The following is a 23,407-nucleotide window of genomic DNA, read 5'->3' as shown; positions in this document are numbered from 1 at the left end:
TTTAAACTGCTAAGAAATGAGTTTTTGAGTGCTTTTAAATGGATGTAATAAAGAAGCTAAATTTGAATTATGCTATTTCTAATATTTCCTACCAAAGATTTAATAGTAGAAACAGAACCATATACAAAAGCAGATAGCCGAAACCCCTTTGTTAAGGGTTGTCATTTTATAAAACGACATGACTATGAGAGAACAGATTGGACTTCCAATATAACCCATTGTATATCAATTACAAAACTTTACCTATCAAAACACATAAAATGCTTGAAGATAACAAAAGCACTTATCCATAGGTCCTCATACTATAGGTGGAAGTATACCTACTCCAGCAAATACAATCCAATACTCGCCTACTGAACTAATTTACTTAAAACAAACTTTCCAATCTTACTACCTTGTTTTTGTCCCTCTTCAATGGAATCCCGAAAATGTATTCCGCCATATAAGCGGGAGATTCCAGCTTCAGATGAGGCATGACGAAAGGAAGTGAAATTACGTGGAGGCAAACCAAAATACTCTTCAGAAGTGTCAGTAAATCTAAATGAGTCTCCAATAAAATAAGAAAGTATCTCTGCACTAGCAGCAGAAACCACACTATGTCCGCTGGTGTACTCAGGAAATGGAGGTGTTTGCAACATAGGTCTCCATGCAGGATCTATGTATTTATTAATAGCCGTTTCAGGTCTGATACGATCACTAGTATATTTTTCTTTCCAGCAACAGATAAAAGCATCATGCAGTGTCAGCGCAACCATAGTATGTATTAAGATAGCAGAGTCCACTGGTACCTGCTTCTGTTTACAGACAATTCCAGTAATACCCATCCAATGTCCTCCTGGTGATATTTTTTTTAATCCAATAGCCATATGTCCGGAATAACTCACAGCAAAAGGATTGCAATCCCAGAAAGCAGCAATCTGCTTTTGTTCAGGTGTCATAGTTTTAGTTACATCATACACTTCCTTCATCAAGGCATAAAAAGAACTTTGTGGATCTTTTGAAAAGGAAGCAGGACGAGCAGGATTAAAATAATGTTTGCTGGAATCTGTAAAAAAGGATCTGACTGTAGGCCAGTAAGGTTCAACCGGAGCCATGTATTCTGGTGGTGTCGGATACCAATGTCCCTCTTCTTTATTGGGTGTATATCGTTTATAGGTACTTAGTTTATTATATCCGTCACTTTTGGCATATGCCAGTACCTGCATAGCAACTGCCTCTGCATAGGTTTTATTGGAATTAATCTGCGTTTGGCTGAGCTTAAGTTTTTTCTGGTATTTGGCGATCAACTCTTTTTGTTTCGCTTCCAGTTGAAAACCTGAAGGCATAATGTTACGCCCTACTTCCAGCATAGCATAGTTCGCACAAAAAGGCAGGTATAAATCTGCAGGCTTTGAAGGCAGTGTAAACTTTAGTTTGTTATGAAATTGCTGTGAGATATCAGGAAACGTATTATTGCTTTCAGCTACAACTTCATAAGCCCCTAAAAGCGAATAGGCATAAAAACGGCCGGCAGCAGGAGGACTTGCTACATCGTGTAACATTACTTCAGACAGATGAAATACATTCTCTGTAAGATCACTGATAAGCCACTCGTTAGATACTTTCTTCTGTGCAGATACAAAATGAACTATACTTAAAATACAAATAATGGTGGTAATACTTTTACTCATGGTTTACTTAATTGATAAATTTCCACTTCTGCATTATTGATACCAACAAGGAGATAGGTTATACCACCTAATTGAATAGTTTTTGTTGCTTTTACATCTCCCTTTATATTTAACCCTGATTGGATTTGATTAATGTATGTAAAATTTCCTTTGCCATCTCCCATAAACAATTGACCATAGTTTGCATCAATCATTCCCAATCTAATGCGAATAGCACTTTGATTTCCTGTCAGAACAAAATCCGGATTTCCATCTTCGTTATAATCCATAATATGAATAGCATGTACAGGACTAAATTGAGCTTCAACGGGTAAGGAGTGTTTGATCAGCTTACCATCTTTATTTTCAAGGTAGATAGTTTCCAAAGTATTTACAGACAGCGTATTAGCACTTTTGAGATCTTCTGAAGAAAATATGTCTGTAATCTGTGCATCAGCATAGGAAGCATAATTCGTAAACTTTCTTCGCATACTGTACATTTGATCTAATAACTCATCTCTACTCACAAATGGATAGGGCTTTCCTTGTACATAGGCACTTAGGATAGGTTCTACAGAACCATTATTATCAAAGTCCTTATATGTGAGCGTAATGGGTTCTTTATCCGAGGCATGTAGCTGGCTATTTAAGCCAAAATTTCCAATAATCAAATCCAAATCTCCATCTTTATCAAAATCGGCAGCTGCCATTCGACTCCATATCCCACTTTCAGCATGTGTAAAATACTGACTTGTAGTCTCTTCCAACGCTTTTCCATCTTTATTGATAAATATACGAATTGGCATACACTCTCCTGATAAAACCAGATCCGGCCACTGATCTTTATCCAGATCCATCCAAACAGCATCAGTAATCATACCGATACTCTGTAAACCGGCTAAAATAACTGATGTTTGATCGGAAAAGACGCCTCTACCATCGTTCAGTAGAATAAAGCTGGAAGGAGCCTGAGGATATTTTCCAGGAATAACCCGTCCACCAACAAACAAATCCAAATCTCCATCTTTATCAAAGTCTACTGCCCGCACACAGGATTTACTCACTTTAAGTTCTGGCAAAGCATTCACAGCCCGATAAAATTTACCACTACCATTATTCAGATATAAACGATCTGTTAAGACACTGGAAGACGATTCATAATCATGATATCCACCACTGCCAATAAACAAATCCTGATCTCCATCTCTATCTACATCCAGAAACAAAGCGTCAGCATCTGTACTTTCAGCATCATCTTTTAACACTAACCCAGTAGACTCTGTAAATCCTCCTTTCTTTGTCTGTACATATAATTTTCCAGGATGCTCTTTCCCTCCTCCAACATATACATCCATAAGTCCATCCCGATTTACATCAGCAGTTGCCATAACCGGACCACAGGGTGACAACATAGTCATCAATAATGGTTGACGTTTGAAATCATTTATATCATATTCTTCGTGTTTATAGGGAATAAAGGATGTGACTTTTGAAAATACTGGCTTCACTGAAGAAAGGGTAGCACGTATATTGGACTGATTTTTTTCTTCAATTACCAGTACATCATTTGTCTTTACAGCTTTTAGTAACTCTACTCCTCCTCTAGGCCACTCTATCCGAATTGAATCTACAAGCTGTGCTGCTCCTACCCCCACATGAATTACTGGACTTACCGATGACTGATATCCTCGGGTAGGCATCTGTTCAAAGTATTGCAGGTCTTTGCCTACATATATAGATATTTTACTTCCTAAAGCCTGTGTGTTTAATCCAGCACCTTTCAGTTTTATTTTCAGGTATCGGCTTTTTGATCCATTTTCTACAGAACGGTTTCTATAAATAGAGGCTACTTCATTCTGATTATTCACTACCAGATCCAGATCGCCATCATTATCCAGGTCTGCATAGGCGGCTCCATTAGAAAAATTCTTTACATCAAATCCCCATTCTTCGCTTTTATTTGAAAACTGAAGGTTCTGTTCATTTCTGAATATATAATTATGTAGCGGAGTAGAAGACATGGATTGAACCAATTCAAATGTATCCACCTTTTCTTTGGCTACTGCTTTTTGAAAGTAAAAATCTCCTTTGTACTTCAGAAAGTCACGGTTTGTATAGTCTCTGAAATATCCATTGGTGACAAACAAATCTTTCCAGCCATCATTATCATAGTCTGCAAACAAAGGCGCCCAGCTCCAATCAGTATTGGATATGCCAGCCAGTTGCCCAATCTCACTAAAAGTGCCGTTTCCATTATTTAGCTGCAGCATGTTTCGCATATTCTGATGATAAAATCCTTGTCGGACCATCAATCCATATTGCTCATAGTTTTCAGGTCCATACAACAATTTCTGCCGATTGTTATCCTCAGGAAGCATATCCAGCGTAAAAATATCTGGCCAGCCATCATTGTTAATATCACTCACATTAGATCCCATAGAGAAATAGGATATATGATGAATATATTCTGTGAGTTTATCAGTAAATGTTCCGTCTCCATTATTAATATAAAGATAGTCAGGCTCTATATAGTCGTTTGACACATACATATCCAACCAACCATCTTTATTAATATCAGAAACGGCAATTCCTAAACCAAAACCTAAAGCATTCGATTTGATACCAGCAGAAAGTGTTACATCTGTAAAAACTCCATTGTCATTTCTCAACAATTTATCTCCGGCATACGGGTGAGTTGTTTTTTGAGCTTGTTCAAATTCTAACTGACGTATCACCTGTACATTGGTATTCAGTAGAAACATATCCAGATCGCCATCTTTGTCATAATCAAAAAAAGCACCTTGTGTTGAGTATCCAGGATCATCCAGTTTATAGGCTGCTGCCTTTTCTTCAAATGTCAGATCACCTTTGTTTATAAAGAGTTGATTCCTCCGCTCTTCCGGGTTCTTCTTACCTGAATAACAAACATAGATATCTAACAAACCATCTCCATTAATATCTATCATGGTTACCCCTGATTTCCATCCTTTTCTCCCTCCTACCTTCGCTTTGTCTGTAATATCCTTAAACTTCAGGTTTCCAAGATTCAGATACAATTTATTCAACTGCATATTGGAGATAAAATAAATATCATCTAAGCCATCATTGTTAATATCACCAATAGCAACTCCTCCTCCATTATAGAGGTTTTCATAAGTCAGGGCATTTTCCGTACGGCTTTCAGTAATTGTGTTTTTAAATGTAATACCTGTTTCCTGTGCAGATACAGATTCAAAGAGTTTAGTGTTTTGCGCAAAACTTTGTATTACATAGCACAGACAAAACAACAACGTAATGGGTAAGCGTTTTCGGAGAAATGCATTTGTAGTTTTTCTAATCATAGGTAAGTCAGAATTCAGCTCGATCAGCTCGTATAATAGCGGTGATGTGTGTAAGTAAAATTGAGTATGGTTTATACTCTTATAGGCTTCGGAACAGAAAGTTAAAATAAATATTTTCAAATGCATACTTTCAAATATTTATTTCTCTAGAAAGGCTATATAAAAAAATATTTTTTTATATTTGAAGCAGGAAGCCAAAACTATATTTGGTATACACCCGAAGAATTATTTTGTTTCACCATCCCTATTATTTTCTCCGCCAATGCAAACAGTAGCCCCTGCACAATCAAAAACCAAGCAAAACTATGCATTGCCATTAGCTATCATTGGCGTTCTGTTTTTCTTATTCGGCTTCATCACCTGGACAAATAGTGTCCTGATTCCATACTTGAAGTTAGCTTGTGAGTTAAATACTTCTGAGTCCTATCTTGTCACATTTGCCTTTTACATCTCCTACTTTGTAATGGCCTTACCATCCGGATGGGTTTTACAAAAAACAGGTTTCAAAAAAGGAATGATTCTGGGGTTGTTAGTTATGTGTATTGGTATGCTGGTCTTTATTCCTGCTGCACTTACACGTACTTACAGTGTCTTTTTGCTAGGTCTGTTTATTGTTGGTAGCGGCCTTGCCGTCTTACAAACAGCGTCCAATCCCTATATTACAGTACTGGGTCCTATCGAAAGTGCCGCACAACGTATCAGTATTATGGGTATCTGTAATAAGCTGGCAGGTACACTAAGCCCTCTTCTCCTGGGAAGTATCTTTATGAAAGATACAGATAAACTGGAAGCACAGATAAAAACAATGAGCGATGTAGCAAAAGCTGCACAACTGGATGAGTTAGCCCAACGTGTTATCTTACCTTATTCTATTATGGCAGCAGCATTGGTAGGCTTAGCCATGATGGTGTATTTTAGTCATCTGCCAGAAGTAAATCAGTCAGACGACAATGAGTCAAAAGAAGCCGCAAATACACACTCTTCTGTATTATCATTCCCTAATCTGGTTCTAGGATTTATTGCCTTGTTCTTATATGTAGGTGTAGAAGTTATTGCAGGTGATACCATTGCAGGTTATGGACAATTCTGGGGACATAAATTATCTGAAGCCAGCAAACTTGCTGCCTATCCTTTAAGCGGAATGGTAATTGGATATATTGCAGGAATTTTCCTCATTCCTAAATATCTGACCCAGAACAAGGCATTAGTTATCTCTGCGGTTTCTGGAGTGGTTTTTACTTTAGGAGCACTTTTTACCAAAGGAGATATATCTATTTATTTATTAGCAGGTATGGGACTTGCTAATGCTTTGGTATGGCCAGCAATATGGCCCTTAGCACTCAACAAATTAGGCTCTTTTACAGCATTAGGCTCTTCCATTCTGGTAATGGGTATAGCAGGAGGTGCAATACTTCCACTATTATACGGCCAGCTTACAGATAAACTCAACGCACAACAAGCCTACTGGCTTGTTATACCCTGCTATTTGTTCATTCTCTACTATGCATTGGCAGGTCACAAGAAAAAAAGTTGGTAATTAAAAATGGAACCAATCAAAAAGGTGTAGGTAATTTACCTGCACCTTTTTTTATTTCCAGATTATTTCTCCAGAAATAAAAATACCTCTGATAAAATCAGAGGTATTGAGAAGACTCAAGAAATTACAAAACCTGCTTTTCGCAAATCATCCCAAAAGCCTGGGTACGACTTTACTACCACATTGGGATGTTCTATTACAGTTTCCCGTTGTAGACCCAAGGGTGCAAATGCCATAGCCATTCGATGGTCATCGTAGGTATGGATGCGTACAGGTGTATGATTGTCCTGTAAAACTGGCTTAGGTATTTTATATTTATGATTGATTTCGACTTCAATTAATTCACCATTAAATTTTCCCAGTTCGTTTTGAATAGCTTTTACCCGATCTGTTTCTTTGATCTTTAAACTCTCGATACCTGTAAATTCAGCTTCAATGCCTTTTGCAGCACAACAAACAGCTACTGTTTGCGCTAGGTCCGGGCAATCCGAAAAATCAACTACAATAGAAGGCTGAGCAGTTATTTTCTTCAAAAGCACACCTCTTTTTGTAAAAGTAGAAGTTACGCCTAGTGGCACCATTATCTCGGCAATATGGCTATCTCCCTGTAATGAATTTTCTTTCAAACCCAACAATTCAATTTCTGCTTCTTCTGCCAAAGCCACAATGCTGTACCAATAACTAGCCCCAGACCAGTCTGACTCTACCTGATAGCTGGTAGGCTGATAGGTTTGCGGTTTCACACGAATGATATTTCCATTCCACTCATGATATACACCAAAAGCTTCCATCTGACGTAATGTCATTTCTATATAGGGTCGAGAGCCTATCACACCAGTCAGTTCCAATTGTAACCCTTCAGGTAACAATGGAGCAATCATAAGCAAGGCAGAGATATACTGGCTGCTCACATCTCCTCTTATCTGAATATGGGATTTTCCTGAAAACTGAAATCCTTTGATATGAATAGGTGGATACCCTTCCTGTTTTACATAGTCAATCGTAGCACCTAAAACCCTTAAAGCATCTACAAGCAGTCCGATAGGTCGTTCACACATACGGGCAGTGCCTGTCATGATCTTCTCCTGATTGGTAATGGCGGCATAGGCTGTCAGAAAGCGCATCGTCGTTCCGGCATCCAGTACATCCCATATCTGGTCATTACTGGCAAGAAGGCGTTGCATGGTTTGTGTATCCCGAGCTTCAGACAAATTAGTTAACGTACCTTTACCTCCACTTAGTGCATTAATAACCAGTGATCGGTTGCTTTCACTTTTGGAAGATGCCAATTGAATAGTTGTGTTAATCTTTCCGGTAGGATGGTGTAAACGAATGAAATCCAAGTCAATTAAAATTAAATTGAAGAATAAATCTATTTATCCGGAGCACATGAAAAAGGATATAACAAATCCATGTACTCAGTGATTTCTGCTTTCTGGTATAACAGAATGGAAGATCTGTATACGATCTGTAATCAGCTTGTTGATAAGGCTTATTTTTCTGCAAGTTTACACAATCCGGTTGTAGGTTGGAAGAGAACCCTTAAAAAACTCCTCAAAATGTAGATTTTTTATCTCACCAAATAAAAAATCAAATAATTTGTATAAAAACCAGATTACTCTGTACTTTACAACTTCAAAAGAGGTTTATATCCCTATAATTACATTTTTTGCAAACTTATGGAGCTTAAACTTAGTCCTAAAAATATAGTAAATCAACTCGATGTTTTCGGCCTATTTGACAAAGATGAACTTGGAAATTTTACGATTCTTAAACGCACATTGATTTCTGCTGTAGGCGCAGCCACTTACTGGCGCTATGCAGTCATTAATAAAATGCACATTGAAGGCACAGAATACCTTCTGGACTTACCAGAACATAATGTCCTTTTTCTGTCCAACCATCAAACGTATTTTGCGGATGTAATTGCCTTCTATCATATCTTTTCAAGTGTCAAATGGGGATTTAAAGATCATATCAAAGTTCCTATTTATTTGTTATCACCACGGGTAAAGAGCTACTATGTAGCAGCTAATGAGACAATGAATAAAGGAATTATACCCAAACTACTAAGCCTTGCAGGTGCAGTCACTGTGGAAAGATCATGGAGGGCCAATGGCAAAGAGGTGAAACGAGATGTAGACACTAGTGGACAGGATCGGATTGGCAAAGCATTACAGGAAGGATGGGTTGTAAGCTTTCCACAGGGAACTACCAGTCCCTATGCTCCCATTCGTAAAGGCACAGCGCATATGATCAAAGAATTTAATCCAATTGTGGTACCAGTAGTCATCAATGGATTTCGCAGGGCATTTGATAAAAAGGGACTGATATTCCGAAAAACAAATACTCAGTTATCTGTTCGGTTCAAAGAGCCTGTACGATTTGATCCCTCTTTATCTGTAGAAGACATTGTCGAGCACATTCGTCAATTGATAGAACAAGAAGTGCCCGTTGAAAAAATGAAATGGATGAAATAATATCATTACTTAAATATACAATCTACTAACTCCTTATTTAACAGTCTCATGCACAAATCTCTAAGTTTTATAGTTGCACTTTTTATGGTATTCCTAACAGTTAGCAGTTTATCCCAAGCTCAGTCACCAGTGGGTGTACAATTATATAGCTTTCGTGAGCAGTTTGCTAAAGATGTAAAAGGCACTATGCAGAAAGTAAAGGATATGGGAATTACCTATTGTGAAGTAGCTGGTTATTATGGTATGGATGCCAAATCTTTTAAAACTATACTGGACGAATATGGAATCAAACCTACCGGAACAGGTGCAGGTTTTGATCAGCTTGCAGATCCTGAAAAATTAAAAACTGTAATTAGTGAAGCGAAAATACTGGGTGTAAAAACTGTTATGTGTGCATGGATACCCCATAATGGTACAGAATTTACAATCCAGGATGTCGAAAAAGCAGTAAAAGTATTTAATGAAGCGGGAAAAACTCTGGCAGCAAATGAATTATCGCTATTATATCATAATCATGGTTATGAATTTCGTTCCTACAAAGATCACTATCTAATGGACGAAATAATTACCCGAACCAATCCATCTTATGTGAACTTTGAAATGGATATTTTATGGACACAACACCCCGGTCATAATCCTGTAGCCTGGATGAAAAAATATCCTACCCGCTGGAAAGCCATGCATGTAAAGGATCGTAAAAAAGGAACTGCAGGAAATCAGTTCGGTACAATGGATGTCGACAATGATATGACTCTGGGAGAAGGAGATCTGAACATTACTGATATCATCAAACAAGCTCGTCAGATTGGCATCAAACATTTCTATATTGAAGATGAGTCACCTCGTTCGTTAGAACAAGTTCCTCATAGTATTGCCTTCCTTAAGCCAATGTTCTAACTATCAGATAGCTTTATAAAGCTTTTACAATACCCTCCACATGTCGCTAGGTAATTAGCTATAATGAGGAGGGTATTTGTTTTAAAAGATATTTTATTGGTAACGTTGTTTCAATAATTGCATCATATATACATTTACATCCCATTGGCTGGTAACAGGCTGATTAGTAAATGGTAAGGTTGGTAAATACCCTGGAGGTCCAAACTCTGTAGTAACTGTAAGCGGTGTGCCTTTTTGCTTGTGTAAAGCCACCACTTTGTCCCACCAGGCGAGATGCTTGTCTAGTGCCACTTTCCATTCGGGGGCACGAGGATCTGAAACCTGTGGTCCTTCCGGATGTCCTACACGAGAATGAATATGATCTGTACGTTCTAAAACAGTTTGTATGGCATCAGACTGATCATCCAGATAAGATTCATGGACAGCACACCAGTGAGAGATATCCAGTGTTAGCCTTAGTGAAGGTATTTTATCCAAGTAGTTTTTTGTAACATTAGCCGCATAGCTAAATCTACCACGATGTGTTTCATGAATAATTTTGATTCCAATTTCTTTTGATACTCTATCTGCAACATCAATCACAGCTTTATTCTGTTCAAATGCAGTAAAGTCTTTTCCTGTGTGACTATTGATAAAAACAGGCTTCATAGTTGCCACTGTGCGAATCTGTTGTTCATACTCTTTCAGATGTGCTTGTGGAGCAGGATTGTAAAAGATCATCCCAACATACAACAGATCATACTTCCTTAAGGCATCCACAGCTTTTTTACGTTCTGTTTCCTCTGCAGGAAAAGGCGCTTCAACCCCATCATATCCTGCATCTTTTACTTTTTTACAAAAATCCTCCCATGACAATGATTCAGCGCCCCACTTAGGACAAAAGAATTGCATTTTTAAACTCTTTCCAGTATTCTGAGCCACTGAAAAACTTAGAACAGAGAAAACCAGCAATACAGTCAATAGATATTTCTTCATATGTAATTACTATTTTATCAGGTTATTATTCAATTCGAAAGAAATATAGATTTTTTTTTCACCTCCATGCAACCTTTATTTTCTTTTATTACTCTTTTGGATGAAAGTAATTACAATAAAGCTATATAGATTCTTATAGACTAGTCAAAGACTCTATATCCAAGACCTTACTCTAAACCTAACACGTATACTGACTACTTGGAAGCGCAAGTTTTCTATGATATTCATCAGCCGATTATTGAACGGTGTCGTCTCGGTGACCGAAAGGCTCAGTATGAGGTGTATAAGCTATATTCTAAGGCAATGTTTAATGTTGCTATACGAATCACTAATAACTATGCAGAAGCAGAAGATGCATTACAGGAAGCATTTCTAAATGCCTTTCAGCATATAACTAATTTCAAAGGAGATTCGACATTCGGAAGCTGGTTAAAGAAAATTGTAATCAATCAGGCTTTAGCTGTACTTCGTAAAAGACGGGTTCAATGGTCATCGATTGAGGAACATGATTTTGAAGAAACAAATGATTCAGAAGACGAAGAAGAGATGAACTTTCAAATTGATACAATTCGTAATGCTATACAATTATTGCCAGAAGGCTACAGAGTGGTATTGTCTTTGTACTTACTGGAGGGCTATGACCATCAAGAGATCGCAGAAATTCTGAACATTAGCGAATCAACTTCTAAATCACAATATAGCAGAGCGAAACAAAAATTAATGCAACTAATTAAAAAATAAACGTAGAGATATTAATTCATTCTAAAAGAGAAGAGTAAACAAGAAATACCCTTATAAAAAATAATTCTATGAGTAAGCTAGAGCAATTTATCAGGAACAACCGGCAGGAATTTGACACATTCGACCCTGGCTCTGATTTGTGGAAAGGAATAGAACAAAAACTAAATGAAAAGGAAAAAAAATCGATACGGCTGTTGTGGTTTCAAACACCTATGATGCGCTATGCCGCTGCAGCTATCATAGTATTTGTAATGGGTTATGGTGTCTTTCAACTAGGCAGATATTCGGCAGAAGGCACACCAGAAGGCAGAGTAGCAACGGCAAATCTGAACGTAACCCAGATTAGTCCCGAATTAGCTCAGGCAGAGGCTTATTATACAAGTCTGATTAATGAAGAAAAGGCATTGCTTGATCCTAAAGAAGTGGAGGCTCTAGGTTTAAAGGATGATTTCAATGAAGATCTGGCTGTACTTGATTCAACCTATAAAAATCTAAAAAAAGAACTGGTAACAGAACCCAATAAAGATCGAATTATAGCAGCGATGGTTAAAAACCTTCAACTACGGGTAGAAATAATCAGGCAGCAAATTGAAACACTTCAGCGTGTAAATAAAAATCAAAGAAAAGAACCCAAATCACTCAGTATATAATTACCACAGATGCTGGAAGGCTTAGATTCAAGGCGCCAAAACTATCCTGAGGCATCCTATGAAAACAGAGGTAACGTACAGACGAATACTGCGCTTATGCACAGCGTCTTACAGTAAGAAACAAATAGTTAGAGGTCATTCTCAGCACTTAAGTAATTAACAATTAAAAAGATGAGACGCAAACAGAAAAGCAGCTGGTTTATACTATTAATTATTCTGGGAGTATGCACGCATACATATGCCCAGGACAGGAAGGAAGAAACTTCAAAACGAAAATCCAGATCCAATACAAATTGCCAGGAAAAAGACTGGAGAGCTATTGGAGAAGAAATAGGCACAACCTTTCGTGATCTTGGGATTCGGATTGGGACAAATGTGAGCATTGCAGCACAAAGAGTTGGAGAAACCCTTGCTGAAGAAGAAACCTGGCAGGATGTAAGTGATCAGGTAGCCACTGCGGGTAGAGAAGTAGCAGAGGCAACACAGGAGGCGCTCTCCAATCATAGTTCTGATAGAGATACATACGCTCATCGATATGATGAGGAGAAAACCAAAAAGTTTTCCAAAACCTTTAAGTTAGGTTCCAACGACAGGTTGGCTATTGAAAATAAGTTTGGTAAAGTTCACATTAACACTTGGGATAAACAAGAAGCATCTGTCGATGTGGTTATGATAGCCAAATCTTCCAGTGAATCCAAAGCACAAACATTATTAGACAGAATAAATATTGTTGTCAATGAAAATTCATCCGAAAACGAAATTCTGGTAAAAACTCAATTTGACAATATGAACAACTGGAGTGGTGGCAAGCAAAGCTTTGAAATTAACTATACTGTTAATATGCCACGTAACAATCCTTTGCGTATCAAAAACTCTTTTGGGGATACCTATGTGGCAGATATCAATGGCAAAAGTGATTTGCAATGCTCTTATGGGAGTCTAAAAGCTGAAAAACTCAATAATGCGGACAACTATGTAAAGGTATCGTTTGGAGATGGACGGATTGGTTATTGCAAAAGTGGAGAAATCAAGGCTTCTTATTCAAATATGGAGATTACAGAAGGGAATAATCTAACCATTGAAAGCAGTTTTTCAGAACTGGAAGTTAGAAATATACAAGCAGCGAAAGTAAAGGCTAAATATGGCAGCGTAGATATGGGAACAAATGGCAAAGGTTTTAAATCATTTGACATAGATGGCAGCTTTAGCGACATTGACTTACGTATACCCTCCAGTTTAGGCTTTGACTTTGATATCAAGGTTTCCTTTGCGGATCTGGACTGGAATGAATCAGGAGCACATTTTACCTCTGTAGAAAAAAGTGGCAGTTCTAAAAATTATGTAGGTTCTTTTGGTAAATCATCGGGCAGCAACATCCGGGTAAGTTCCCGCTATGGAGATGTTGACTTTAAAATCAATGATTGATTGTTATAGGTTTAGAGGTTACAAAATCTTAAAAACGGAGCAGATAACTGCTCCGTTTTTATTTACTCACTACTATTTTTTCACAGGTTTACTTGCCATATAAAATACCAGATTACCTCCATTCAGTATATCCGTATGTGTAATGTAACGCTGAGTCAAAGGCTTTCCATTCAATAAAACCTTTTGTACATATACATTTTTATCACTCTGGCTTTTAGCTTCAATAGTGAATACTTTTCCATTCTCCAGTTGAATAGAAGCCGTTTTAACAGCTGGGCTACCCAATGCATATTGCTCAGATCCAGGGCATACTGGATAAAAGCCTAGCGAACTAAAAATATACCAGGCACTCATTTGTCCACAATCATCGTTTCCACCTAGCCCATCAGGTGTTGGATGATACATCTTCTTCAAAATCATACGAATGCGATCCTGAGTTTTCCAGGGTTGAGTTGTCCAGTTATACAGATAGGCCACATGGTGTGCAGGTTCATTACCATGTACATAATTTCCAATAATACCATCCCGGGTAATATCTTCAGTTTCTGCAAAAAATTTATCAGGCAGATCCATCGTAAACAAAGAATCCAGATGAGGAATAAAACGTTTATCCCCTCCCATCATCTGTATCATTGCTGCCGGATCATGTGGCACATATAGACTATAATTCCAGGCATTTCCTTCAATGAATCCCTGATTGTGTGTACTTAATACATCAAATTGGGTCTTAAAACTTCCATTGCTCAGTTTAGGACGCATAAAACCAATAGAAGCATCGTAGACATTTTTATAATTTAATGCCCGTTTGCTAAACTCTTCATACAAATCCATACGATTTAGCTTTTTTGCCATCTGGGCAATACACCAGTCATCATACGCATATTCCAGCGTTTTGGAAACAGACGAAGAACTTTTGTCATCTGGCACATATCCTTGTTCCATATAATACCCAATTCCATCAAAACTCTTATGACGCGCGGTAGTAGCACAAGCTTCCAAAGCTTTCATCGCATCAAAGGGAGCATTGCCTTTCATAATAGCATCTGCAATAACAGGCACACTGTGATAACCAATCATACACCAGTTCTCATTTGCATAATGTGACCAGACAGGTAGCATTTTATGTACACTCTGGTCATAATGTGCCAGCATGGATTGTACCATATCTGCATTCCGTTTGGGCTGCAATACATTAAACAACGGATGTAACGCACGATAGGTATCCCATAAGGAGAAAGTAGTGTAATTGGTAAACCCATTGGCTTTGTGGATGTTTTGGTCTAATCCTTTATACGAACCATCTACATCCATATAGGTGGTTGGTCCCAGGAATGCATGATACACACCTGTATAGAAGTTAATCTTTTCATCTGCATTCAACATCTCAACTGTCACCTTGCTTAATTCTTTGTTCCAGAGTGACTGACTTTCCTGTTTTACCTGATCAAAATTCCAGTGAGGAATTTCAGTCCGCATATTTCGTAAAGCACCTTCTGTGCTTACCGGAGATAATGCAAACTTGATTTTGATCTTCTCCCCTTCTGTCGTTTTGAAATCAAAATAAGCTCTTAACTGCCGACCAGCCATCTCCGGAAAGTTATGCGCCTGATCAAATCTTCCCCAGAAACCGCGATATACTTCCTTCTTGGAATTATTCTGACTGCCGTATTGATAAAAAGGCTTAGAAAAGGACATGGCAAAATATACCGTACGAGTACGCGCCCATCCTGTAGTTTGTCTGTATCCGGTAATCAACGTATCGTTTTCAACCCGAACAAATGTCCATACATTCTTATTTTCATAATTATAGATACCTGCCATCAGATCCAGAATAATGTGTGACTGATCGGATGCAGGAAAAGTGTATTGATGGAAACCTACTCTGTTGCTGGCAGTAAGCTCGGCAGTGATATTATGATCATCCAGTTTTACTTTGTAGTAAGCAGGCTCAGCGAGTTCATTTGCATGTGAAAATGCAGATCGATAACCACCAGCCGGATTATTGGCTGTGCCAGGATTTAACTGCAATGCGCCTGTTGTGGGCATAATCAGAAAATCTCCCAGATCGGAATGTCCGGTACCACTGAAATGTGTATGGCTGAATCCAACAATAGTACGATCATCATACTGATAACCTGCACAATACCGATACATATCCGGATTGTATTTTCCATTTTTTTCATAACTCAGTGTGTCAGTATCCGGACTCAGTTGCACCATGCCAAATGGTACGGTTGCACCTGGAAATGTATGTCCCATTTTTTGTGTACCAATAATGGGTTTTACAAATGGAATTAAATTGGGTGTGTTTTTTGTCTGCGCAAAAGCTGTTGATTGAAGCAGAATAAGTAACGAGATAAACGTTTTTTTCATTGAGGTTGTACGGGATTGAACGAATAAGAAAGCTGTCTTAAAATTGACAACATTTTCAATTATACACAATTTCCTCAACTATGTGATAACAAACTCAGGTTTTAGTCAATTCAGATGCAATGAGAAAATAGTTTATATCTTTTGAACTGCTGACATAACATTGTCACTGATGCATCTTTTCTTTGTATATCTATATAACTTTATCAGAAATACAAAAACCTTGCTTATGACCTCTACCCATCTGATTCATACCCGACTTCATAATCAACAACTTCTAACCTCATTCTTTACCAAACCAGAGGAAGTTGTACAGTGGTTGGGAGCTGTACAGGCACAGGATTATGCAGGAGCTAAATGGGCCATTGCACAACGTTGTCCGGCAATAACAGATAAAGCCATAGATGCCGCATTAACAGATGGCAGAATTATTCGTACACACATAATGCGTCCTACCTGGCATTTTGTAACACCTGAAGATATACAATGGATTTTAGCGATTACATCACATAAGGTTAAGGCTCTGAATGCCCCTTATTGTAGCAAATATGGTTTGGAACGACCCTTTATGGAACGTTGTCTTAACCACTTGCAAGAAACTCTGACAGGTAATCAACAAAAAACCCGTCCTGAACTTCTTTTGTCCTTACAGGAGGCTGGATTATCTGTGACCCAGGAAGGAATTTCACACATTATGATACAAGCAGAACAGGAAGGTATTGTATGCAGTGGTGGATTAAAAGGAAAACATCATACATATAGGTTGCTAACTGAATGTGCACCTTTTGTAAATCCTTTATCCAAAGAAGAAGCATTGGCTAAACTTAGCTTACGTTATTTTACCAGTCATGGTCCTGCTACACTAAAAGATTATATATGGTGGTCAGGATTATCTGTCACAGATGCACGAAAAGGTTTGGCGTTGATACAATCCAATCTGGTACAAGAAACTATCGATAATCAAACATATTGGTTTGCAGAATCCGCATCTCCAATCAATGATGAATCAACCAAAGTATATCTGCTCCCTAACTACGATGAGTATATTGTTGGTTATGCCAATCGGGAAGTCCTCACAGACAAACAAACACAAATACCCAGGGGGAATATTCTCTTTAGCAACACATTGATTGTAAACGGACAGATAACAGGGACATGGAAACGAACACTGAGAAAAGCATCTGTACAGGTAGATATTACTTTATTCCGTAGTCTTAAAGAGAATGAGGAGCAGTCTCTCCATGAAGTAGCCCGACAATATGCTTCTTTTCTGGAATTACCAGAAGGTTATACCCTGAATATTTCCAGATGAAACAATCTAAATCAGTACCGATGAACCTGATATTTTAAAAACAGCAGTTGCTTCATCTCTGGAAGCTATAATAACTTCTGTGTCACCTGCATGTGCTTCAAACAATGCTTTTGCCAGCAATGGATTATTATTATTTTTTGACAAATGTGATAATAGCACATGGGTTAGATCAGACGATTTACATGTTCTGAAAAGTTCAAGTGCCTGATCATTTGACAAATGCCCATACATACTTCTGATACGTTTTTTCAAATAAGCAGGGTATCCGCCCTTGTCGAGCATTACTTCATCAAAATTAGACTCCAGAAATACAGCCTGGCACTTTTTAAAATACTCAACTACATTATCGCAGCAGGTACCAATATCTGTAAGTATGCCAACAGTTACATCATTATAGGAAACAATAAAACTATGCGGATCTGCTGCGTCATGCAATTTTGGAAAAGCAGTGATCTGCAATCCGCCAATCTGAATAGGCTGATGAGCCTGAAAGGGCAGAGTAGTTAACCGTTTACCATACAAACCAGCTTGCTGCATTGTTTGTGGAGTAATATAGACAGGCAGATGGTATTTTTTAGCCAGAACAGGCAATCCACGTATATGATCCCAGTGTTCATGTGAAATAAATACAGCTTTTACCTGTTGCATAGATAATCCCAGTCGAGCCATACGAAGTTCAGTTTCCCGGCATGAAATCCCGGCATCTACTAATATGGCTTCGGTATCATTTCCGATATAGTAACAATTTCCATTGCTACCAGAATTAAGAGAGGCAATAAACAATGACATATGTATATACAAAGAAACTATTTTTTGGACAAATAGTCAAACCAGATGGTCCTTACTATTACTAGCAAATTATATAACCTACTAGTTAAGCTAATGACAATAGGGACTGTTTAGTTTCAACGTTTCCTAAATAAAAGTATTGTTTGTGACAACCTTATGTCAACAGTCATTTCTGATTCTGCTGTAAAACAAACCAAAATGAAAATAGAGTCTATTATCGCATTAAAATCTATACTATTGCTTTATCAACTGTAGTGAAAGATTAGGAACAATCAAGGTATAATGTGGCGAAAGAGGTTGATGCCATTTCCAGCTAAACGGATATATAGATCCTGCCTGTAAAGATACAGAAGGTAAGGGCAACTTATACAACTCCTGTGGAATCTGAGCACTTAAAGAAAATGGAATTTCTTTCTGAAAGTAATTGTATAGTTTAATTAGTAACTGGTTCTTTCCTTTTTGCAGCGGCAATAGGATCATATCTTCCAGACTTTTAACCTTTTCAGGATTATTATGAATCAGCAATTGTTTTCCATTTAATAATACCAGTACAGCATCTCCACTGGTTATTCGGATTAAAAGAGATTGAGCTTCAGCAGATGTTATTTCCTGTAATACATACCAGGCTGTACTGGATTCAGAGGGAATGGTATAAGTTTCTCCTTGTTTCCATTCAGATTGTGGTGTCCAGGGTTTATTTTCCCAGGCTGCGGTGGTAGTCAGTTTGGTTACATCTCCATGTACCCCTTCAATTCCAGAATAGAAAGGTCCAGCCAGATAGAGTGGGCTCCAGATTAAAGCAGTCAGATTATTCTGTAACTTCACCACTTCTCTACCGTCTAATGTAATTTGCTGGGTTTTATCAGTAATCTGAATGTCTAATTTCTTTCCTTTCTCTTCCGCACTATAATAGAGTACAGGTGTCCATTTGCCTGTAGTTGCAGGTTGTACATTCCAGGATTCTTTTACGGTGCTTAGATAACGTGTATTGTAATCAATACCTGAGTTGCTATAATGCTTAAATGCATTGGTGGAGCTTAGCACAATCTCGTTTTGTCTTATTTCTTTAGTAACAGGAAATGGAGCAACTTTATATCCATTAGAAAATGTTATTCCGATAACCTGAAATTCTTTTGATACATCCAATCCTTCTGGCAATGTCAAAACAACACCATCTGATTTAGAACTCAGTTTAATCTTGTATTTTTTATTCCCTAATACCTCAACAGATTTTATTTTCCCTGTAAGCCCAGGCAAAACAATTGTATTATTTTGGGGTAGAGAAAGAAGATGCAGATACAATTTATCAGAACTGGATGTTACACTACCCCATTCAAAAGGTGTGTGAAATGGATCTGGATTAACTCCATATATGGCCTCACTATTCTTTTTCAGCCACTCCCCTGTTTTCAACAAAACTTCTTTTTCATAAGGAACAACCGATCCATCTCCCTTTGGACCAATATTCAGCAAATACTTTCCTCCACGACTTACTACCCGTATCAGACTGGTCAACTTCTCTTTCTGTTTCTCCTCCAAAGGAACTCGTTTCTGCCAGGAACGATACCCCCATGTTTCATCAAAAAAGGAAGCAGGAGATTGCCAGGGCACCTCAATTACATAATCTGGTTCCTGATTATCACCCATTACAGTAAAATCACCCATATCATTTCCGATACGACTTCCTATCATACAGTCAGGTTGTAGTCTATGTACTAGTTCCCGCAATTCCTGACTTTGCTGTAAACTTTGTGATCCCATGTCAAACCATATTTCTGTGACAGAACCATAATTGGTAAGCAATTCTGTCAGCTGTTGTTTGTTGTATTCATGATGGGAAGGCGTTATTCTATCTGAATTATGGCTGGAGATTGGGGATGCTTCCGGATAATGCCAGTCTATGAGTGAAAAATAAAGCCCAAAGCTGATTTCATGGCGTTTACAAGCATCAGAAAGCTCTTTCAGTACATCACGCTTAAAAGGAGTTGCATCTACTACATCAAAATCAGTACTACGGGTATTCCACATACAAAATCCATCATGATGTTTGGATGTGATTACAATAGAACGCATGCCTGCTTCTTTGGCAAGTAGAGCAATAGAATCTGCATTCCAATAGATAGGATTAAACTTTTTGGCAACGTTTGCATAGGTATCACTATAAATACCAGCATGTGCCTGTATTTGTTCACTTAGTCCCCGATCAATGGGCTTTCCATCCCATACACCTCCTAATACAGAATAGATACCTCCCCAATGAATAAACATTGAGTATTTCTGGTCTTTCCACTGCTTCAAAGCTTGCGGAGAAATCTGAGAGAAGGTTGAATGAGTATATAGAGTACAAAAGAATAAAAGAAAGAAAATATAATAATTCCTTTTTGTCATAGAAGTAAGTGAGGGTAGATCAACAGCAAGGTAAGGAGAGAAAGGGATATTCTCCAAGTTATGCTATAGTGATCTATCAAAAAATGCTAGTTCAGAAAAAGGAATCGTTCATTTCAAATCTTATCATCTAAAATAAATCTTGAAGGTTGTGCCTGCATCCACTTTACTCTCAACTTCGATCTTTCCACCCATAGCCTCAACCTGATTCTTTGTAATAAACAAACCAATACCTTTTGCATCCGGATTTCCATGAAATGTCTTATACATGCCAAATAATTCTCTCCCGTTTCCTTCCAGATCTATACCTATTCCATTATCTCCAATTTTTAATAACAGTTTTTCGTTTTCATAGAAAACATCCAATGAGATGATAGGTTCACGTTCCGGATGCCGATAGCGTATACCATTGGATATAAAGTTTAGAAGTATATTCTCCAGATAGGCAGGATTATAATCCACTGATACCAAAGGAGAAACATTATTGACAATTTTAACTTTATTTATATTGATATCTTTTGTGAGGGAAGAAACAGTTTTCTGAATATAATCTCTCAGGTTCAGATGCTGACGTGGCTGATTCGGATTAGACTGAATATCCACTACCTCTACTAAGTGTCCAACAGTCTCACTTAATGATTTGGAAATACGATTCAGATAACCTATCGTTTGTTCCCGTTCATCCTGCATATTTTCGTCTTCCAGAAAAATAAGCATCATTTCCAGATTGACAGTATGCGATCGAAGGTTATGAGAAACTATATAGGCAAAGTTAAGCAGGCGTTTGTTTTGCTCGTTTACAATATTCAACGCCTGTGTTAGTTCAGTCTCTTTGTTCTTTTGCCAGCTTATATCTGAGAGAGTGCCTATCATCCGAACAGGCTTCCCTTTTTCATCATACAAAATCACCTTTCCTCTGGATAATATCCACTGATAAGTACCATCTTTACGACGAATACGATACTCATTAATATACACATCAACTTCTCCGGAAAGATATTTATTTAGCTCTCTATCATGTGGTAGACGATCCTGAGGATGTATACGGGTAGTCCATTCTTCTCTTTGATCTCCAATCTCATTGGCTTCATATCCTAGCATACTCTTCCAGCGATTGGAATAAAAAACCTGCCCCGAGGGTATATGCCAGTCCCAAACACCATCACCTGAGCCTTCCAAAGCAAATTGCCAACGTTGCTCACTTTCTATCAGAGCCAGTTCTGTTTTTTTGCGTTCTGTTATATCAGTAAGATAGCCATGCCATAACACGCTTCCATCCCGTTGTCTTTCAGGCTTTGCATTGCCTTGAATCCATCGTATTCCTTTTTTGGGTAAAAGCACACGATATTCCTGTAACCATAGAGAAAGGGTCTGAAAGGACTCCTGAATAGAAGCTATTGTTCTTGCATAATCGTCGGGATGAAGTCGTTCTCTTACCAATGATCCTTTCTTTTTCAACTCTTCCGAGGTCAATTCATAAATATCTAGTACTCCCTGACTGGTAAAAGGAAAAGAAGAAGTTCCATCTGGAAAAAGCTGATACTGGAAAATTGCCCCAGGTACTTGTGCAGAAAGCTTAGAAAGTAAGGCATCCCGCTCAAGTAGTAATTGTTCAGAACGTTTCCACTCAGTAATATCCTGTATTTGGGAAATAAAATGTAAAGGGGTTCCTTGTATATCTTTTACAAGTGAAACATTTAGCAACGCCCAGATTATATTACCATTCTTATGAAAGTATCTTTTCTCAAGCTGATAGCTGTCAATTTCTCCTTTTATTATCTTTTCTACTAATAGAAGATCACCTTCCAGATCTTCTGCATGGGTCAGTTGTTGAAAATCTGTTAGCAGAAACTCCTCTTCTGTATATCCCAGCAGTTGGCAAAGACTCTTGTTTACACGCATCCACTTCCCTCCCAAGGATACCAGGGCCATTCCAACAGCAGAGTATTCAAAAGCTCCTTTAAACTGCTGTTCGCTAATTTTTAGTTGTGTATTTAATTTTCTTCGTTCTGTTACATCCCGAACAGCAACAGCTATTAGCACATCATTTTCAAGCTGCAAAGGACTCAAGCTAACTTCTACCAATAGTTCAGATCCATTTTTGTGGCAAGCAGCCAGTTCGCGTCCACTTCCCATTTCCCTCAGCCCGGGAGATTTTACATATTCCAATCGATGTAGTTTATGCATGCCCACCATCTCAACAGGTAAAAGTATTTCGATTTCTCTTCCTATTAACTCCTCTTTCGTATATCCAAACAATCTTTCTACCTGATTATTAGCCAGCATTATCTCTCCTAAAGTAGTAACGACAAGAGTCGCCTCTGGAGCCGATTCAAATAAAATTTTAAACAGACCTTCCATTTACTTAAATAGTCTATGCAGCATCCGTCTATGTTTCTGCATAAACGGGTGTAGAATTAATCCTTGTTATCGTCAAATAATAGCATAGATAAAGAATTATTTCAGTATTTACGATGACCAAAATCATCCAAATTCCCACAATCCATCTTATGCATTAAAGTCCTTGGTAAGATCTTTTAAATGACTGATACTGATAAAAGTACGTTTATTTTACATCATTTAATAATTTATCAGATCGATACCTGACTTTCCTCCCGGATCTGCCTCACCTCCTTATTACCAGATATTTATAATTAATAACTTTTGTGCAGCAAGGGTAAATTGTTTTTTTTTCCATTTTCTTATAGTATCAGATAAAAGGATAAGAAAAAATAATTATATCACAAAAAATAAACAATTCCATAACACACATAACCATCTAAAAATTAGATATTTACACCATAAATACTCAAAAATCTACAGTATATTTTATTCATTTTTTTCTTTTACTTCTCT

At 37.8% G+C, this 23,407-nt stretch carries 15 protein-coding genes; 7 read left to right on the top strand and 8 right to left on the bottom strand.

Annotated features, from left to right (window positions below):
* Positions 1-350 precede the first annotated feature (350 nt).
* Both QNI22_RS01535 and QNI22_RS01530 read right to left on the bottom strand, forming a co-directional pair.
* Positions 351-1,670: a vanadium-dependent haloperoxidase gene (locus QNI22_RS01535; protein WP_314508833.1), complete on the bottom strand. Its 1,320-nt coding sequence runs from the start codon at positions 1,668-1,670 to the stop codon at positions 351-353.
* Positions 1,667-4,990: a VCBS repeat-containing protein gene (locus QNI22_RS01530; protein WP_314508832.1), complete on the bottom strand. Its 3,324-nt coding sequence runs from the start codon at positions 4,988-4,990 to the stop codon at positions 1,667-1,669. Before QNI22_RS01530 ends, QNI22_RS01535 begins: the two co-directional genes overlap by 4 nt.
* Positions 4,991-5,252: 262 nt before the next feature.
* Here QNI22_RS01530 and QNI22_RS01525 point away from each other — a divergent pair, with 262 nt between their 5' ends.
* On the top strand, positions 5,253-6,527 hold the full coding sequence (locus QNI22_RS01525) for a sugar MFS transporter (protein WP_314508831.1): 1,275 nt from the start codon (positions 5,253-5,255) through the stop codon (positions 6,525-6,527).
* Positions 6,528-6,643: 116 nt separating this feature from the next.
* Here QNI22_RS01525 and QNI22_RS01520 read toward each other — a convergent pair whose 3' ends face one another.
* Positions 6,644-7,870 carry a 3-phosphoshikimate 1-carboxyvinyltransferase gene (locus QNI22_RS01520; RefSeq protein WP_314508830.1) on the bottom strand — a complete coding sequence of 409 codons (1,227 nt, stop codon included), beginning with the start codon at positions 7,868-7,870 and terminating at the stop codon, positions 6,644-6,646.
* Between the two features lie 336 nt (positions 7,871-8,206).
* Here QNI22_RS01520 and QNI22_RS01515 point away from each other — a divergent pair, with 336 nt between their 5' ends.
* The gene (locus QNI22_RS01515) at positions 8,207-9,007 is read left to right on the top strand and encodes a lysophospholipid acyltransferase family protein (RefSeq protein WP_314508829.1); all 801 of its coding nucleotides are present in this window, start codon (positions 8,207-8,209) and stop codon (positions 9,005-9,007) included.
* Between the two features lie 48 nt (positions 9,008-9,055).
* The gene (locus QNI22_RS01510) at positions 9,056-9,904 is read left to right on the top strand and encodes a sugar phosphate isomerase/epimerase family protein (protein WP_314508828.1); all 849 of its coding nucleotides are present in this window, start codon (positions 9,056-9,058) and stop codon (positions 9,902-9,904) included.
* A gap of 93 nt (positions 9,905-9,997) precedes the next feature.
* On the opposite strand, the gene QNI22_RS01505 is transcribed toward QNI22_RS01510, so the two are convergent.
* Positions 9,998-10,879, bottom strand: coding sequence for a sugar phosphate isomerase/epimerase family protein (locus QNI22_RS01505; protein WP_314508827.1), 882 nt, complete (start codon positions 10,877-10,879; stop codon positions 9,998-10,000).
* A 198-nt stretch (positions 10,880-11,077) separates the two neighbouring features.
* Between QNI22_RS01505 and QNI22_RS01500 the strand changes: the two genes are divergently transcribed.
* The 3 genes from QNI22_RS01500 (at position 11,078) to QNI22_RS01490 (ending at position 13,695) form a co-directional block, all read left to right on the top strand.
* Positions 11,078-11,620 carry an RNA polymerase sigma factor gene (locus tag QNI22_RS01500; protein ID WP_314508826.1) on the top strand — a complete coding sequence of 181 codons (543 nt, stop codon included), beginning with the start codon at positions 11,078-11,080 and terminating at the stop codon, positions 11,618-11,620.
* 68 nt (positions 11,621-11,688) lie between these two features.
* The gene (locus QNI22_RS01495; protein ID WP_314508825.1) at positions 11,689-12,270 is read left to right on the top strand and encodes a hypothetical protein; all 582 of its coding nucleotides are present in this window, start codon (positions 11,689-11,691) and stop codon (positions 12,268-12,270) included.
* A gap of 171 nt (positions 12,271-12,441) precedes the next feature.
* Positions 12,442-13,695, top strand: coding sequence for a DUF4097 family beta strand repeat-containing protein (locus QNI22_RS01490; RefSeq protein WP_314508824.1), 1,254 nt, complete (start codon positions 12,442-12,444; stop codon positions 13,693-13,695).
* A 72-nt stretch (positions 13,696-13,767) separates the two neighbouring features.
* Here the strand turns inward: QNI22_RS01490 and QNI22_RS01485 are convergent, their stop codons facing one another.
* Positions 13,768-16,068 (bottom strand): GH92 family glycosyl hydrolase, encoded by a 2,301-nt coding sequence (locus QNI22_RS01485; protein ID WP_314508823.1) that lies wholly within the window; start codon positions 16,066-16,068, stop codon positions 13,768-13,770.
* Positions 16,069-16,294: 226 nt separating this feature from the next.
* Between QNI22_RS01485 and QNI22_RS01480 the strand changes: the two genes are divergently transcribed.
* Entirely contained in the window at positions 16,295-17,377 is a 1,083-nt protein-coding gene (locus QNI22_RS01480) for a winged helix DNA-binding domain-containing protein (protein WP_314508822.1), read from the top strand.
* Positions 17,378-17,383: 6 nt separating this feature from the next.
* On the opposite strand, the gene QNI22_RS01475 is transcribed toward QNI22_RS01480, so the two are convergent.
* The 3 genes from QNI22_RS01475 to QNI22_RS01465 form a co-directional block, all read right to left on the bottom strand.
* A complete protein-coding gene (locus QNI22_RS01475; protein WP_313997152.1) occupies positions 17,384-18,166 on the bottom strand; it encodes an MBL fold metallo-hydrolase in 783 nt (260 codons plus the stop codon).
* Between the two features lie 234 nt (positions 18,167-18,400).
* Entirely contained in the window at positions 18,401-20,554 is a 2,154-nt protein-coding gene (locus QNI22_RS01470; RefSeq protein WP_314508821.1) for an alpha-L-fucosidase, read from the bottom strand.
* A 123-nt stretch (positions 20,555-20,677) separates the two neighbouring features.
* Complete coding sequence (locus tag QNI22_RS01465) at positions 20,678-22,912, bottom strand: PAS domain S-box protein (RefSeq protein WP_314508820.1); 2,235 nt, start codon at positions 22,910-22,912, stop codon at positions 20,678-20,680.
* Between the last annotated feature and the right edge of the window lie 495 nt (positions 22,913-23,407).

The organism is Xanthocytophaga agilis (assembly GCF_030068605.1).
In the GTDB taxonomy this organism is placed as follows: Bacteria; Bacteroidota; Bacteroidia; order Cytophagales; family 172606-1; genus Xanthocytophaga; species Xanthocytophaga agilis.
This window is presented reverse-complemented; position numbering and strand designations above follow the sequence as displayed.

What these genes read in the sequence shown, in the direction of transcription:
- QNI22_RS01535 (WP_314508833.1), bottom strand. Translation starts at nt 1,670, where the DNA reads ATGAGTAAAAGTATTACCACCATTATTTGTATTTTAAGTATAGTTCAT.
- QNI22_RS01530 (WP_314508832.1), bottom strand. Translation starts at nt 4,990, where the DNA reads ATGATTAGAAAAACTACAAATGCATTTCTCCGAAAACGCTTACCCATT.
- QNI22_RS01525 (WP_314508831.1), top strand. Translation starts at nt 5,253, where the DNA reads ATGCAAACAGTAGCCCCTGCACAATCAAAAACCAAGCAAAACTATGCA.
- QNI22_RS01515 (WP_314508829.1), top strand. Translation starts at nt 8,207, where the DNA reads ATGGAGCTTAAACTTAGTCCTAAAAATATAGTAAATCAACTCGATGTT.
- QNI22_RS01510 (WP_314508828.1), top strand. Translation starts at nt 9,056, where the DNA reads ATGCACAAATCTCTAAGTTTTATAGTTGCACTTTTTATGGTATTCCTA.
- QNI22_RS01505 (WP_314508827.1), bottom strand. Translation starts at nt 10,879, where the DNA reads ATGAAGAAATATCTATTGACTGTATTGCTGGTTTTCTCTGTTCTAAGT.
- QNI22_RS01495 (WP_314508825.1), top strand. Translation starts at nt 11,689, where the DNA reads ATGAGTAAGCTAGAGCAATTTATCAGGAACAACCGGCAGGAATTTGAC.
- QNI22_RS01490 (WP_314508824.1), top strand. Translation starts at nt 12,442, where the DNA reads ATGAGACGCAAACAGAAAAGCAGCTGGTTTATACTATTAATTATTCTG.
- QNI22_RS01485 (WP_314508823.1), bottom strand. Translation starts at nt 16,068, where the DNA reads ATGAAAAAAACGTTTATCTCGTTACTTATTCTGCTTCAATCAACAGCT.
- QNI22_RS01480 (WP_314508822.1), top strand. Translation starts at nt 16,295, where the DNA reads ATGACCTCTACCCATCTGATTCATACCCGACTTCATAATCAACAACTT.
- QNI22_RS01475 (WP_313997152.1), bottom strand. Translation starts at nt 18,166, where the DNA reads ATGTCATTGTTTATTGCCTCTCTTAATTCTGGTAGCAATGGAAATTGT.
- QNI22_RS01470 (WP_314508821.1), bottom strand. Translation starts at nt 20,554, where the DNA reads ATGACAAAAAGGAATTATTATATTTTCTTTCTTTTATTCTTTTGTACT.
- QNI22_RS01465 (WP_314508820.1), bottom strand. Translation starts at nt 22,912, where the DNA reads ATGGAAGGTCTGTTTAAAATTTTATTTGAATCGGCTCCAGAGGCGACT.